Origin of the sequence: Phenylobacterium sp. (assembly GCF_036723115.1) — a bacterium.
Taxonomy (GTDB): domain Bacteria; phylum Pseudomonadota; class Alphaproteobacteria; order Caulobacterales; family Caulobacteraceae; genus Phenylobacterium.
Genome location: NZ_DAIMHV010000078.1, coordinates 1 through 13785, shown reverse-complemented (window position 1 = coordinate 13785; position 13785 = coordinate 1). Strand labels below are relative to the sequence as shown.

At 69.6% G+C, this 13785-nt stretch carries 14 protein-coding genes; 7 read left to right on the top strand and 7 right to left on the bottom strand.

What is annotated here, in order from left to right; all coding sequences use genetic code 11:
* Positions 1-120 precede the first annotated feature (120 nt).
* A complete protein-coding gene (locus tag V7D28_RS09500) occupies positions 121-1233 on the top strand; it encodes an MFS transporter (RefSeq protein ID WP_333587142.1) in 1113 nt (370 codons plus the stop codon).
* Here V7D28_RS09500 and eno read toward each other — a convergent pair.
* From eno to tpiA, 6 genes are all read right to left on the bottom strand, one after another.
* The gene (gene eno, locus V7D28_RS09495) at positions 1220-2500 is read right to left on the bottom strand and encodes a phosphopyruvate hydratase (RefSeq protein WP_333587141.1); all 1281 of its coding nucleotides are present in this window, start codon (positions 2498-2500) and stop codon (positions 1220-1222) included. The two genes, V7D28_RS09500 and eno, sit on opposite strands and share 14 nt — an antisense overlap.
* Before the next feature lie 163 nt (positions 2501-2663).
* Complete coding sequence (gene rpmF, locus V7D28_RS09490; protein ID WP_333587140.1) at positions 2664-2846, bottom strand: 50S ribosomal protein L32; 183 nt, start codon at positions 2844-2846, stop codon at positions 2664-2666.
* A 167-nt stretch (positions 2847-3013) separates the two neighbouring features.
* Positions 3014-3226: an alkylphosphonate utilization protein gene (locus V7D28_RS09485; protein ID WP_442957918.1), complete on the bottom strand. Its 213-nt coding sequence runs from the start codon at positions 3224-3226 to the stop codon at positions 3014-3016.
* Positions 3227-3340: 114 nt separating this feature from the next.
* Positions 3341-4981 carry a CTP synthase gene (locus V7D28_RS09480; RefSeq protein ID WP_333587139.1) on the bottom strand — a complete coding sequence of 547 codons (1641 nt, stop codon included), beginning with the start codon at positions 4979-4981 and terminating at the stop codon, positions 3341-3343.
* Positions 4982-5153: 172 nt separating this feature from the next.
* Positions 5154-5561 (bottom strand): preprotein translocase subunit SecG, encoded by a 408-nt coding sequence (gene secG, locus V7D28_RS09475; RefSeq protein ID WP_333587138.1) that lies wholly within the window; start codon positions 5559-5561, stop codon positions 5154-5156.
* Between the two features lie 120 nt (positions 5562-5681).
* Positions 5682-6434 (bottom strand): triose-phosphate isomerase, encoded by a 753-nt coding sequence (tpiA, locus tag V7D28_RS09470; RefSeq protein ID WP_333587137.1) that lies wholly within the window; start codon positions 6432-6434, stop codon positions 5682-5684.
* 128 nt (positions 6435-6562) lie between these two features.
* On the opposite strand from tpiA, the gene V7D28_RS09465 reads away from it, so the two are divergent.
* Complete coding sequence (locus tag V7D28_RS09465; protein ID WP_333587136.1) at positions 6563-8500, top strand: peptidylprolyl isomerase; 1938 nt, start codon at positions 6563-6565, stop codon at positions 8498-8500.
* Positions 8497-10032 (top strand): anthranilate synthase component I, encoded by a 1536-nt coding sequence (gene trpE, locus V7D28_RS09460; RefSeq protein ID WP_333587135.1) that lies wholly within the window; start codon positions 8497-8499, stop codon positions 10030-10032. The genes V7D28_RS09465 and trpE overlap by 4 nt, the downstream gene beginning before the upstream one ends.
* Here the strand turns inward: trpE and V7D28_RS09455 are convergent, their stop codons facing one another.
* Positions 10033-10362, bottom strand: coding sequence for a hypothetical protein (locus tag V7D28_RS09455; protein ID WP_333587134.1), 330 nt, complete (start codon positions 10360-10362; stop codon positions 10033-10035).
* Between the two features lie 77 nt (positions 10363-10439).
* Here V7D28_RS09455 and V7D28_RS09450 point away from each other — a divergent pair, with 77 nt between their 5' ends.
* The 4 genes from V7D28_RS09450 (at position 10440) to lexA (ending at position 13671) form a co-directional block, all read left to right on the top strand.
* On the top strand, positions 10440-11030 hold the full coding sequence (locus V7D28_RS09450; protein WP_333587133.1) for an anthranilate synthase component II: 591 nt from the start codon (positions 10440-10442) through the stop codon (positions 11028-11030).
* Positions 11031-11038: 8 nt separating this feature from the next.
* Positions 11039-12052, top strand: a complete 1014-nt coding sequence (gene trpD, locus V7D28_RS09445; protein WP_333587132.1) for an anthranilate phosphoribosyltransferase — start codon at positions 11039-11041, stop codon at positions 12050-12052.
* On the top strand, positions 12049-12837 hold the full coding sequence (gene trpC, locus V7D28_RS09440; protein ID WP_333587131.1) for an indole-3-glycerol phosphate synthase TrpC: 789 nt from the start codon (positions 12049-12051) through the stop codon (positions 12835-12837). Before trpD ends, trpC begins: the two co-directional genes overlap by 4 nt.
* Before the next feature lie 129 nt (positions 12838-12966).
* Entirely contained in the window at positions 12967-13671 is a 705-nt protein-coding gene (lexA, locus tag V7D28_RS09435; protein ID WP_333587130.1) for a transcriptional repressor LexA, read from the top strand.
* The last annotated feature ends 114 nt before the right edge of the window (positions 13672-13785 follow it).

Sequence of the window (13785 nt, the reverse complement as noted above, 5' to 3'; positions counted from 1 at the left end):
CCCATGGACCCCAAGCACCCACCCAATTGATCGTCTGATCCGCCCAGCCGGCTCGCCCGGCTCGCGGCGTTTGCGGTTCCCGCCATCGGCGGCGCGCCACGGGGCTTCGTGGCGGCCTTGTTGCTGGTCGGCTTCGCAGACGAGTGGTTCACTTTTCTGCCCGCCGGCGCCTTCGAGGCCCTGCGCCTGGATCTCGGCCTGACCTACGCTCAGGCCGGGTTGATCCTGGCCGCCCTCAGCCTGGGCGGCCTCCTGGGCATGACCTTCGAAGTCGCCGCCGACTATGTCAGCCGGCGATGGCTCGCGGCCTCGGGAGCTGCGGCCTATGGCGCGGCGATGATCGTCTTCGGCCTCGGCGACGGCTTCTGGACGCTCTTGGCCGCCGCCTTCGTCTGGGGCGCGGCCAGCGACGCCTTCATCCACGGATGCGAGGTCGCCCTCGTGGACCTGGCGCCTGGGCCGCAACTGCCCCGCGCCTTGGCGCGGCAGCACGCCTGGTCGGCGGTGGGTGACCTGCTGGCGCCGGCCAGCCTGGCCGCTGCGGCCCTGGCCGGACTCGACTGGCGGGGGCTGTTCCTGGGCGGCGGCGGCCTCATGCTCGCCTATGGCGCCTGGCTTTCCGCCTACCGGTTTCCTCCCCCGGCTCCGCCGAGCGGACATGAGACACCCCTGCGCGGCCTGCTGGCGGTGATGCGCGACGGGCGGGTGTTGTTGATCGGGGCGATCATGGGTCTCTACGGCCTCCTGGACGAGCCGCTCGTCGCCTTTCTGATCGCCCGTCTTGAAGATCAGGGGCACAGCAGAGCTGCGGCGGTGATGCTTCCCCTGGGCCTGCTGGTCGGCGGCTTCGTGGGTTTCATCCTGGCCGAGCGGCTCGCCGCCGGACGGGCCGCGCGGGATCTGATCCGGCCGGCCGCGGGGGTCATGGCCTTGAGCCTGCCCCCGGCCCTGTTCGCCCCGGGATGGGCGCTCGTGCCCGCCGGGTTCGTTTTCGGAATGGCGGGGGCGGTCTTCTACACCGCCCTGCAGGCCTGCATGCTGAGCCTGCGTCCGGGCCAGGCGGGGTCGACCAGCGCGGTCGTCTCGGCGATCGGCCTGGCGGGAGCGGCCTTTCCGGCTCTGGTGGGAGCTGTGGCCGACGCCTGGGGCCTGGGGGCGGGCCTTGCGCTCTATGCGGCCACGCCCCTGCTGGTCCTGGTTCTCGTTCTACGCCTGGATCTCAGAGGCGCTTGAGGGCCTGGCGGCCGGCATAGACGGCCTGGTCGCCCAGCTCTTCCTCGATGCGCAGCAGCTGGTTGTACTTGGCCGTGCGGTCGGACCGGGCCAGCGAACCGGTCTTGATCTGCCCGCAGTTGGTGGCCACGGCCAGGTCGGCGATGGTGGCGTCCTCGGTCTCGCCCGACCGGTGGCTCATGACGGCGGTATAGCCGGCGCGGTGGGCCATATCGACGGCCTCAAGGGTCTCCGACAGGGTGCCGATCTGGTTCACCTTGACCAGGATGGAGTTGCCCAGGCCGCGGGCGACGCCGTCCGACAGACGGGCCGGATTGGTGACGAACAGGTCGTCGCCCACCAGCTGAACCTTGCCGCCCAGCTTGTCGGTCAGCAGTTTCCAGCCGTCGAAATCATCTTCGGCGCAGCCGTCCTCAATGGTGACAATGGGGAACTTGGCCACAAGACCGGCCAGGTAATCCACCATGCCGCCCTGGTCGAAAGTCTTGCCCTCGCCTTCCAGCACGTACTTGCCGTCCTTGAAGAACTCGGTGGAGGCCACGTCCAGCCCCAGGTGGAAGTGGTCGCCGCAGCGATAGCCCGCCGCCTCGCCGGCCTTGACGATGAAGGCCAGGGCCTCCTCGGCGCTGCCGATATTGGGAGCAAAGCCGCCCTCGTCGCCCACATTGGTGTTGTGGCCGGCGTCCTTCAGAGCCTTCTTCAGGCCGTGGAAGATCTCGGCGCCCATGCGCAGCCCCTCGGCGAAGGTGTCGGCGCCGGTGGGCAGGATCATGAACTCCTGGATGTCGATGGGATTGTCCGCGTGCGCGCCGCCGTTGATGATGTTCATCATCGGCACCGGCAGGACGCGGGCGGAGACGCCGCCCACATACTTGTAGAGCGGCAGGGCCGCGCTGCCGGCTGCGGCCTTGGCGGCGGCCAGGCTGACGCCCAGGATGGCGTTGGCGCCCAGGCGCGACTTGTTGGCCGTGCCGTCCAGCTCCATCAGGGTGGTGTCCAGGCGGCGCTGATCCTCAGCGTCGAAGCCGGACAGGGCGTCGAAGATCTCGCCATTGACCGCGTCAACCGCCTGCTGGACGCCCTTGCCGAGATAGCGACCCTTGTCGCCGTCGCGCTTCTCCACCGCCTCGTGGGCGCCGGTGGACGCGCCCGAGGGCACCGCCGCCCGCCCCAGGGAGCCGTCCTCCAGGATCACATCCACCTCGATGGTGGGATTTCCCCGGCTGTCGAGGATTTCGCGGGCTGTGATGTCGACGATCTCGGTCATGGGGTCCTCGTGCGGCTGCGGCGGCGGGCATGAAACTGTGGCCGGTGGCTTAGCCAGCTTCGTCAGGTGCGGCAATCGCGCACGCAAAAGGCCCCGCCCGGTTCGGGGCGAGGCCTTGCATAGAGGACACATCGGGCCGCGGCGCGAGCGCGCCGACGAGGCCTTAGTCTTCCTTGGGCGTCAGGACCTGGCGGCCCTTGTACATGCCGGTCTTCAGGTCGACATGGTGCGGGCGCTTCAGCTCGCCGGTTTCCTTGTCTTCCACATAGGAATTGCGGCCCAGCGCGTCGTGGGAACGCCGCATGTTGCGCCGCGAGGGCGATACTTTTCGCTTAGGAACGGCCATGGGAGAGTCTCGCAGGCGTGTAAAAAGGAGACGGCGGCCAACGCGGCCGCCGACGTGAGCGGGCGTGTATGACGCAAACGCCTGAGTCTTTCAAGCGCCTCAGTCTCTCAGGGGCAGGTTTGTTTCGCTGCCCCTGGGCGGCCAGGGCCCGTGCACCTGGGCGCGTCTCAGACCTTGCGGACGAACTCCGCCCGCAGGACCAGGCCCTTGATCCCGTCGAAGCGACAGTCGATCTCCTGGTCGTCGCCGGTCAGGCGGATGGACCGGATCACCGTGCCGCGTTTCAGGGTCTGGCCGGCGCCCTTGACCTTCAGGTCCTTGATCAGGGTCACAGCGTCGCCGTCGGCCAGGAGATTGCCCACCGAATCGCGCACCTCCACGGCGGCGGGCGCCGCGCGGGCGGCCAGTTCGCCGGCCGCCACCCACTCGCCGGTCGCCTCGTCAAAGACGAAGTCTTCCTCGCCGCTCATGCTCAGATCCTTCTCCGCGGGCCGCTAAACGAGACGGCTCCGCTCCTTGGCCGCCCCGATGAAGCTGGCGAACAGCGGGTGAGGTTCGAAGGGGCGGCTCTTCAACTCGGGATGGAACTGGACGCCCACGAACCAGGGATGGTCGGCCCGCTCGCAGATCTCGGGCAGGACCCCGTCCGGGGATAGGCCGGAGAACCGCAGGCCGGTCTGCTCGATGGACTCCCGATAGCGGATATTGACCTCGTAGCGGTGGCGGTGGCGCTCGCTGATCGCCTCTCCGCCATAGATGTCCGAAACCTTGGAGCCCGGGGTCAGCACCGCATCATAGGCGCCCAGGCGCATGGTGCCGCCCAGATCGTCGCCCTCGCCGCGCATTTCGCGTTCGTTGCCCCGCACCCACTCGGTCATCAGGCCGACCACCGGCTCGGCCGTGGGGCCAAACTCGGTGGAGGAGGCGTCCTTGAGGCCCGCCAGGTTCCTGGCCGCCTCGATCATGGCCATCTGCATGCCGAAGCAGATGCCGAAATAGGGGATTTCATGCTCCCGGGCGAAGCGAACCGCGCGGATCATGCCTTCCGAGCCGCGCTGCCCGAAGGCGCCGGGAACGAGAACCCCGTGAACCCCCGTCAGCCGTTCGGCGATCATGCCGTCATCGCCGGTCTCGAAGGCCTCGCCTTCCACCCAGTCGAAACGGACCCGGACATTGTTGGCCACCCCGCCGTGCACCAGGGCCTCCACCAGCGACTTATAGGCGTCCGTCAGGCCGGTGTACTTGCCAACGATGGCGATGTTCACCTCGCCGTCGGGATTGGTCAGGGTCTCGACGATGGAGTTCCACCGCGACAGGTTGGGCGGCGGGGCGTCCTTGATGCCAAAGACGTCCAGAACCTCGGTGTCCAGCCCCTGACGGTGATAGTCCAGCGGCACGGCGTAGATGCTGCTGGAGTCCTGCGCCTCGATGACCGCGCTCTCGCGGACATTGCAGAACAGCGCGATCTTGCGCTTCTCGCCCGCCGGAATGGCCGTCTCGCAACGGCAGAGCAGGATGTCCGGCTGGATGCCGATGGACCGCAGCTCCTTGACGGAGTGCTGGGTCGGCTTGGTCTTCATCTCGCCGGCGGTCTTGATATAGGGCAGCAGCGTCAGATGGACGTAGCAGACGTGGCCGCGGGGCAGCTGCTGGCCCAGCTGGCGGATCGCCTCGAAGAAGGGCAGGCCCTCGATGTCGCCCACCGTGCCGCCGATCTCCACCAGGACGAAGTCCACCCCCTCGCCCGGATCGGACAGGACGAAGCGTTTGATCTCGTCGGTGACGTGGGGAATGACCTGGACGGTGGCGCCCAGATAGTCGCCGCGCCGCTCCTTTTCCAGGATGGTCTTGTAGATCTGGCCGGTGGTGACGTTGTCGGCCCGGGTGGCGTTCACCCCGGTGAACCGCTCGTAGTGGCCAAGATCGAGATCCGTCTCAGCCCCGTCCTCGGTGACGAAGACCTCGCCGTGCTGATACGGGCTCATCGTGCCCGGATCGACGTTCAGATAGGGGTCGAGCTTGCGCAGTCGGACCTTGTAGCCGCGCGCCTGCAGCAGCGCAGCCAGGGCGGCGGACGCGAGACCTTTTCCCAGTGAGGAAACCACGCCGCCGGTGATGAAGATGTACCGGGTCATGGGCGATCAACCTACCATCGATTCGGGGCGCCGCCCCATGCCGGGCCTGCGCCAAAACGTCTGACCTGGTCGGCGAGCCGACCTCTCGAAAAGGAACAGGCCGCCGCCCGGCGAGGCCGCCGGACGTCGGGCCGGATGTGAAAAGGCGCCCCGAAGGGCGCCGCTTCTGTCGTCAGGGGGCCGGGTCGGCCGCGCCGTCGTCCAGCACGGGGTTGCGGATCTGCGGCGCCGGGGCGTCCAGGACGCCGCCGGTGGCCGGGGCCTCGGGCGCGGCCGGAGCAGCCGCCGGAGGCGGGCTGAGCTGGCTGGGGTCCAGGGCCTCCACGTTCAGCCGGTCGAGGGCCGAGCCGCCGCTGGACTGGGTGGAGATCAGGGTGATGGCCAGGCTCAGCGCGAAGAAGACGCCGCCCAGGATCCAGGTCATCTGCGAAAGCACATTGCCCGCGCCGCGGGCGCTCATGAAACCGGTCGGTCCGCCGCCCATGCCCAGGGCGCCCCCTTCGGAGCGCTGCAGCAGGACCACGCCGATCAAGGCCAGGCAGACGAGGATCTGGAGAACGAGCAGGATGCCAAGGAGCATGAAGGAGTCCGGACGTCTGGCCAGGCCGCTGGGGCGATGGCCGTAAAACCAAGGGCGCGCTCTATCATTCTCCCGCGCGCAAGGCCATAGGCCCCTGCGGCTGCGAGGGGGCGCAGGGGCTCAGCGGGCGCCGGCGGCCCCGATGATGCCGAGGAAGTCGGACGCCTTGAGGGACGCCCCGCCCACCAGGGCGCCGCCCACCTCGGGCAGGGCCAGGATTTCGCGGGCGTTGGCGGGCTTCACCGAGCCGCCATAGAGAATCGCCGTCCGGGCGCCGGCCTCGCCGAACTTCTCCACCAGGGTCTCGCGGATGGCGGCGTGGACCTCTTCGATGTCGCCCAGGCTGGGGGTCAGGCCCGACCCGATGGCCCAGACCGGCTCATAGGCCACGGTGAAGGGTCGTGCGGAAAGGGCCTCGGGCAGGGAACGCCGCACCTGCCAGGTGACGACGTCCAGGGTCTTGCCCCCTTCCCGCTCGGCCAGGGTTTCGCCCACGCAGACCACCGGCTCCAGGGCGGCGCGCAGGGCCGCGGCGACCTTGGCGGCCACAACCTCGTCGCTCTCGCCATAGCCGGCGCGCCGCTCCGAATGGCCCAGAATGACCAGCTTGGCGCCGGCTTCAGCCAGCATCTCGGCCGACACATCGCCGGTGTGGGCGCCCTGGGGCTCGGGATGGCAGTCCTGACCGCCCACCAGGACGGGGCCGCCCTGAAGCGTCCGGCTCATCCGCTCCACCAGGGTGGCGGGGGGACAGAGGGCGACGCGCACGCCGGCCGGCAGGTCGGCGCCGGCCACCTGCTGGGCCTCGGCCAGGGCCGCGGCCGTCCCGTGCATCTTCCAGTTGCCGGCGATCATGGGGACGGGCGCGCTCATTCAAACCTCTCCGAGACAATGCCGGGATCGGTTAAGCCAAGGGAGACTGACTGTCACGTGCTTGCGGTGGGGAAGCCGCCTCAACTATACCCGCCGCTCTGGACTTCGCGCCTGAGGAAGGGCCCTCCATGCTCACCGCTTTCCGCGCCTTCGCCAAATCCTGGGTGGCGGCCCTTCTGATCGGCCTTCTGATCATCAGTTTCGCCGTCTTCGGGATGTCGGACGTTCTGCGGGGTCAGTTCTCCGACTCCGTCGTGACCGCCGGCGACCGCAGCGTCGACGGCCAGGAGTTCCGGCGCGAGTACGACAACTGGCGCCGGGGCGCCGAGCAACAGGCCGGCCAGGCCATCACTCCGCAGATGGCGGCGGAAAATGGCGTGATCGGCGGCCTTCTGGAACAGATCGCCATCCGCGAGGCCATGGGCGCCCTGCTGCACAAGCTGGGCCTGCGGCCGTCTGACGATCTCGTCGCCAAGCAGCTGCGCGAGATCCGGGGCTTTTTTGATCCGGTTTCGGGGCGCTTCGATCCGAATCTGATGGAGCGCGTGCTCGCCGAGAACAACCTGACCGGCGACCAGTTCCTGCGCGGCCTGAAGGACCAGGTGGCGGAGACCCACTTCGCTGCGGGCCTGGTGGGCGGACTGCGGGCGCCGCGCGCCTACGGGGCCCTGAACGCCCTGGTGGACCTGGAAGAACGCGACATCGCCTATTTCCCCGTCGGGGTGGGCGCTGTCGAGGCGCCAGGCGCCCCCACCGACGAGCAGCTCCAGGCCTTCATGCAGGAGAACGCCGACAATCTGCGGCGGCCCGAGTTCCGCGTGCTGTCGGTGGTCCGCTTCGCTCCGCGGCCCGAGGACGTGCCCGCCCAGCTGTCCGAGCAGGACATCCAGGCCCGGTTCGACTTCCGCAAGGACACCCTCTCACAACCGGAAACCCGCACCCTTGTCCAGGTGCCGGCCCGCGACCAGGCCGCCGCCCAGCGCATCGTCCAGAGGCTGCGCGCCGGTGAAGACCCGGCCGCCGTGGCCCGGGACCTGGGGGTCGAGCCCGTGCGTTACGACGATCGCCCGCGCACTTCCATCGCCGACCGGGTGGTGGCCGAGGCGGCCTTCGCCCTCGACGAGGGCCAGGTCAGCGACCCCATTCAAGGCGGACTGGGGCTGGCCGTGGTCAAGGTCCTGAAGGTGACTCCCGGCCGCTCGCCGACCCTGGCGGATGTGCGCCCCCTGATCGAGGCCGAACTGCGCCGCGATGCGGCCACCGAAAAGGTCTATGAGCGCACCCAGGCCTATGAGCAGGCCCATCTGGGCGGCGCCAGCCTGTCTGAAGCCGCCGAAACCGCCGGCGCCGTCGTCGTCACCCTGCCCGCCGTGAGCGAGGACGGACGCGGTCAGGACGGGGGGCCGGTCGAAGGTGTCTCGCCGCAGATGGTGCAGACCGCCTTCCAGCTCGCCGAAGGCGCTGAAAGCGATCTCGTGGAGGGTGGCCAGGGCGACTATTTCGCGGTCAAGGTGGAGCGGATCATTCCGCCCGCCCTGCCGCCCCTGGACGAGCTCCGGCCGGTCCTGACCCGGGTCTGGATGCAGCGGGAGATGGTCCGTCGCCTGCAGGCCAAGGCCGACGCCCTGGCCGAAGAGGTCCGCGGCGGCAAGACCATGGAGGCCGCCGCCAGCTCCATCGGCGCCCGGGTCACCCGGGCTGCGGCCCTCACCCGCACCAACGCCCAGGAAGGCGGTCGGCTTTCCGACGACGCCCTGGTGACCGCTTTTGGGGCCAGCGCCAACGAGGTCTTCCGCGCCAGCGATGTGCAGTTCGGCATGATCGTGGGGCGTCTTGAGGCGATCCGTCCCGGCTCGGCCCAGGCGGCCGCCGGCCTCACCGAGGCCGCCCGGCCCCAGCTGACCATGGCCATGTTCCGCGACATCAGCCAGGCCGCCAGCCTGGCGGCGCGCGACAAGGTCAAGGTCCGGGTGGACGAGGCCCGCGCCCGCGCGGTCCTGGGCCTCGACGCCGAGGCCGCGCCGGCGGCCAAGGCGCCGGCCAAGAGCGCGGAGCCCAAGGCGTGAACGTCGAGCCTTCGCTCAGCGACTTTTCCGCCCGCTATGGGGCTGGCGTCTCCCAGGTGGTCTGGACGCGCCTGATCGATGATCTGGAGACGCCGGTCTCGGCCTATCTGAAGATCGCTCACGGCCAGCCCTACGCCTTTCTGTTCGAATCCGTGGAGGGCGGCGCCTGGCGCGGGCGCTACTCGGTCATCACCCTGCGGCCGGACCTGGTGTGGCGCTGCCGGGGGGAGCAGGCCGAGGTGGCCGAGGGCGACGAAATCGCCGCCGGCGCCTTCCGCCCGCTGCCCGGAAAGACCCTGGACACCCTGCGCGACCTGGTGGCGGCTTCGCGCCTGGACATTCCGGCGGGGCTTCCGCCCATGGTGGCCGGCGTCTTCGGCGCCCTGGGCTATGACATGGTGCGGTTGGTGGAGCGCCTGCCCCACATCAACCCCGATCCGCTGGGTCTGCCCGACGGGGTCATGACGCGGCCTTCGGTGGTGGCGATCTTCGATTCCATCGGTCAGGAGATCATCCTGGCCACCACGGTTCGCCCCGACGGGACGAGCGCGCAGGACGCCTATTCCGCAGCCCAAGGGCGGCTGGAGCAGGTGGTGGCCGATCTGGCCGCCCCCGCCCCGCCGCTCACCGGCCAGGGGACGCCGACGCCCGACGCCTTCACCACGCCCGTCAGCCGCGAGGCCTATCGGGAAATCGTCGAGCGGGCCAAGGCCTATATCCGCGCCGGCGACATCTTCCAGGTGGTGCCGAGCCACAGGTTCCGGGCGCCCTTCCCCCACGATCCCCTGGCGCTCTATCGCTCGCTGAGGCGGACCAATCCCTCGCCGTTCCTGTTTTTCCTGAACTTCGGCGACTTCCAGCTGGCAGGGTCCAGCCCCGAGATTCTGGTGCGGTTGCGCGACGGCAAGATCACCATCCGCCCCATCGCCGGGACCCGTCCGCGCGGCGCGACCCCGGAAGAGGACGCCGCCCTGGAGCAGGAGCTGATCAACGACCCCAAGGAGCGGGCCGAACACCTGATGCTCCTGGACCTGGGCCGCAACGATGTGGGCCGGGTGGCCATGCTGCGCCAGGACGGCCGCAACCAGGCGCCGGCGACCCGGCCCAAGGGCCCGTCGGTGCGGGTGACCGACTCCTTCTTCGTGGAGCGCTACAGCCACGTCATGCACCTGGTCTCCAATGTGGAGGGGGATGCGCCGGAGGGCGTAGACCCGGTGGACGTGCTCATGGCCGCCCTGCCCGCCGGCACCCTGTCAGGCGCCCCCAAGGTTCGGGCCATGGAGATCATCGACGAGCTGGAGCTGGAGAAGCGCGGCGTCGCCTATGCGGGCGCTGTGGGCTATTTCGGCGCCGACGGCTCGGTGGACACCTGCATCGTCCTGCGGACCGCCTGCTTCAAGGACGGCCAGATGTACATCCAGGCTGGCGGCGGCGTGGTCGCCGACTCCGATCCGGACGCCGAGTATGACGAAACCCTGCACAAGGCCCGCGCCCTGCGCCGGGCCGCAGAGGACGCCTGGCGTTTCGTCTGATCAGCGATCCAGCGCCGCGGCGGCGCGTTCGCCGGGCAAATCACCCGTCGTCAGATCGCCCGCCGTCAGATCCCCTTCCGTCAGGGGCGGCACGGGCTCCATCTCCAGCGGCATGAAGCCGTCGTCCTCAGACGGGGCTGGGCTGAGGGCCGAGTGGGTGACCACCGGCGGGGCGGTGATCATGGCCCCGGCCAGGGCCAGGGCCGCCGTGGCGGCGAAGGCGGCGGCGGCCAGGACCGGCCAGATCCGCTCGCGCCGGGGCGCCGGGGAGACAAGGGCGCGCGCCCGGGCCAGGGCGGCAGGATCGAGGGCGGAATCAGCGAGGCTCATGCTGAACTGTCGGCCCCGCCGCCCCCATATGCAACGGAGCGCTTTGCGCCTGGGTCGCCATTGGCTAGAGAACCTTCATGATCCTGGTCGTCGATAACTACGACAGCTTCACCTACAACCTCGTTCACTACCTGAACGAGCTTGGGGCCGAGACGCTGGTCCGCCGCAATGACGCGCTGAGCGTCGAAGAGGCATTGGCGCTGAAACCCGAGGGGGTTCTGCTGTCGCCGGGTCCCTGCACGCCCAATGAGGCGGGCATCTGCCTGGACCTTCTGGCCGCCGCCCCTGAGGATCTGCCGATCCTCGGCGTGTGCCTCGGCCACCAGGCCATCGGCCAGGCCTTTGGCGGCGAGGTCATCCGCGCAAGCCAGTTGATGCATGGCAAGACGAGCCTGATGCACCACGCCGGCGAAGGGGTGTTCGCAGGCCTGCCCAATCCCTTCACCGCCACCCGCTATCACAGCCTGTCGGTGAAGCGCGACACCATGCCGGAGGTGCTGAAGATCACCGCCTGGACCGAGGATGGCGAGGTGATGGGCTTGCAGCATGTGAGCCGGCCGATCTTCGGCGTGCAGTTCCACCCCGAATCCATCGCCACCGAGGGCGGCCACGCCCTTCTCTCCAACTTCCTCGACCTGGCCGGCGCCCGGCGGCTGGACGCGGCCTGAGCCCGCCCATGTCCGACGCCTTCAAGCCGCTGCTGGCGCGCCTGGCCGACGGCGCGACCCTTTCCGAGGACGACGCCCAGCAGTTCTTCGCCGCCTGCCTGCGCGGAGAGCCCACGGCCGCCCAGGTGGCCGCCGCCCTGACGGCCATGCGGATGCGGGGCGAGACCATCGGCGAGATCATCGCCGGCGCCCGGGCCATGCGCGACGCCGCCGTGGTGCTCGACCATCCCTATCCGGTGATCGATGTCTGCGGCACGGGCGGCGATGGCCTGCACACGCTGAACATCTCCACCGCCGTGGCCTTTGTGGCCGCAGGCGGCGGGCTCAAGGTGGCCAAGCATGGCAACCGCGCGCTCTCCTCGCGTTCCGGCACGGCCGATGTGCTGGCCGCGCTCGGGGTGAACATCATGGCCGGCCGCGACCAGCAGCTGCGCGCCCTGGACGAGGCGGGGCTGTGCTTCCTCTTCGCCCAGGCCCATCACGGGGCCATGAGGCATGTTTCGCCCATCCGGGCGGAGCTGGGGTTCCGAACCCTGTTCAACCTGCTGGGGCCGCTGACCAACCCGGCCAGGGCCCAGCGCCAGGTGCTGGGCGTCTTCTCCGACCGCTGGGTCGAGCCGCTCGCCCGGGTGCTCGGGGGGCTGGGGACCGAAAAGGCCTGGGTCGTCCACGGGAGCGGCATGGACGAGATGACCACCACCGGCGAGACCCAGGTGGCCGAATGGCGCGACGGCCAGGTGCGGCTGTTCACCATCACGCCCGAGGCTGTGGGCCTTCCCCGCGCGGCCCTGTCAGACCTCACCGGCGGCGCGCCGGAAGAGAACGCTGCGGCCCTGCGTCGGCTGTTGGAGGGTGAGACCGGGGCCTATCGCGACATCGTCGCCCTGAATGCGGCGGCCGCCTTCCTGGTGGCCGACCGGGTGGAGACCCTGCGCGACGGCGTCGCCCTGGCGGGGCGGATCATCGAATCAGGGCAGGCCAGGACCGCCCTGGAACGCCTGTGCGAGATCACCAACTCATGAGCGACGTCCTCGAATCCATCGCCGCCTACAAGCGCGAGGAGGTGGCCGCCCGCATGGCCGCGCGCAGCCAGGACGCCGTGGATCGCGACGCCAGGGCCGCCGCCCCCGTGCGCGGCTTCCACGCAGCGCTTGAACGCGCCTTCGCGCCCGGCCGTCTGGCCCTGATCGCCGAGGTGAAGAAGGCCTCCCCCTCCAAGGGCCTGATCCGCGCCGACTTCGATCCCGCCGGCATCGCCAGGGCCTATGAGAGCGCAGGCGCGGCCTGTCTCTCCGTTCTGACCGACGCGCCCAGCTTCCAGGGCTCCGAGGCCTATCTGACCGCGGCGCGGGAGGCCGCGGGCCTGCCGGTGCTGCGCAAGGAGTTTCTGGTCCATCCCTGGCAGGTGGCCGAGTCGCGGGCGCTCGGCGCCGACGCCATTCTGATCATCATGGCCATGGTGGATGATGTCCTCGCCGCCGAACTGAAGGCCGAGGCCGACCGCTTGGGCATGGACGCCCTGGTCGAGGTGCATGACGAGGACGAGATGGCCCGCGCCAGCGCCCTGGGCGCCCGATTGGTGGGGGTGAACAACCGCAATCTGCGCACCTTCCACACCGATCTCGCCACCACGGAGCGCCTGGCCCCGCTGAAGCCTGCGGGCGCCCTGCTGGTGGCCGAAAGCGGCATAGCCGGTCCCGACGACGCCCAGCGCCTCGCCGACTGCGGGGCTCGGGCCATGCTGGTGGGCGAGAGCCTGATGCGGCAGGCCGACGTGGCCGAAGCCACCCGCCGCCTGCTCGCCTGATCCCTCCGGCCCGCGGGCAAGCCGTTGAAGCCGATGAGGTTTTCGAGGCTTTGTCGGTAACTTGACATTAAGGAAGAACACCTAGAGAACATCGCTAACGTTTGCGATTTGTTCCTTCAGGTGGAAGCCATGCTGACCCGTAAGCAGCACGAACTGCTCATGTTCATCCATGAGCGGATCAAGGAGACCGGAGTCTCCCCTTCCTTCGACGAGATGAAGGAGGCGTTGGATCTGGCCTCGAAGTCCGGCATCCACCGCCTGATCACCGCCCTGGAGGAACGCGGCTTTCTGCGCCGCCTGCCCCACCGCGCCCGCGCTCTGGAGGTGGTGAAGCTGCCGCAACAGGCCACCACCGCGGCTCCGCCCAAGGGACGCGGCGCCTTCCGGCCGCAACTGGTGGAATCCGGTGCGGGCGCGCCCGCGGCCCCATCGTCCACGGTCGCCAACGACGTGCGTGAGCTTCCGGTTCTGGGCCGCATCGCGGCGGGCACGCCCATCGAGGCCATCCAGCACGAGCGCGACCGCCTGCAGGTTCCGGAATCCATGCTGGGGGCTGGGGAGCATTTCGTCCTGGAGGTGCAGGGCGACTCGATGATCAACGCCGGCATCCTCGACGGCGACTATGTGGTGATCCGCCGGTCGGACTCCGCCAATTCCGGCGACATCGTCGTCGCCCTGGTTCTGGGGGAAGAGGCCACCCTCAAGCGGCTGCGGCGCAAGGGCGCCTCGGTGGCGCTGGAGGCGGCCAACCCGGCCTATGAGACCCGCATCTTCGGCCCCGACCAGGTGGCGGTTCAGGGCCGGCTGGTGGGCCTGATCCGCCGCTACCACTGAAACCACTGAAGGGAATGAGCGCGTTCAGGCGCCCTCGTCCAGGGTCGCCGCGCTCCAGGTCCAGGGGCGATGCCCTCGGGTCCGTTGCACCCACTGAACGCGCCACCCCTCGGG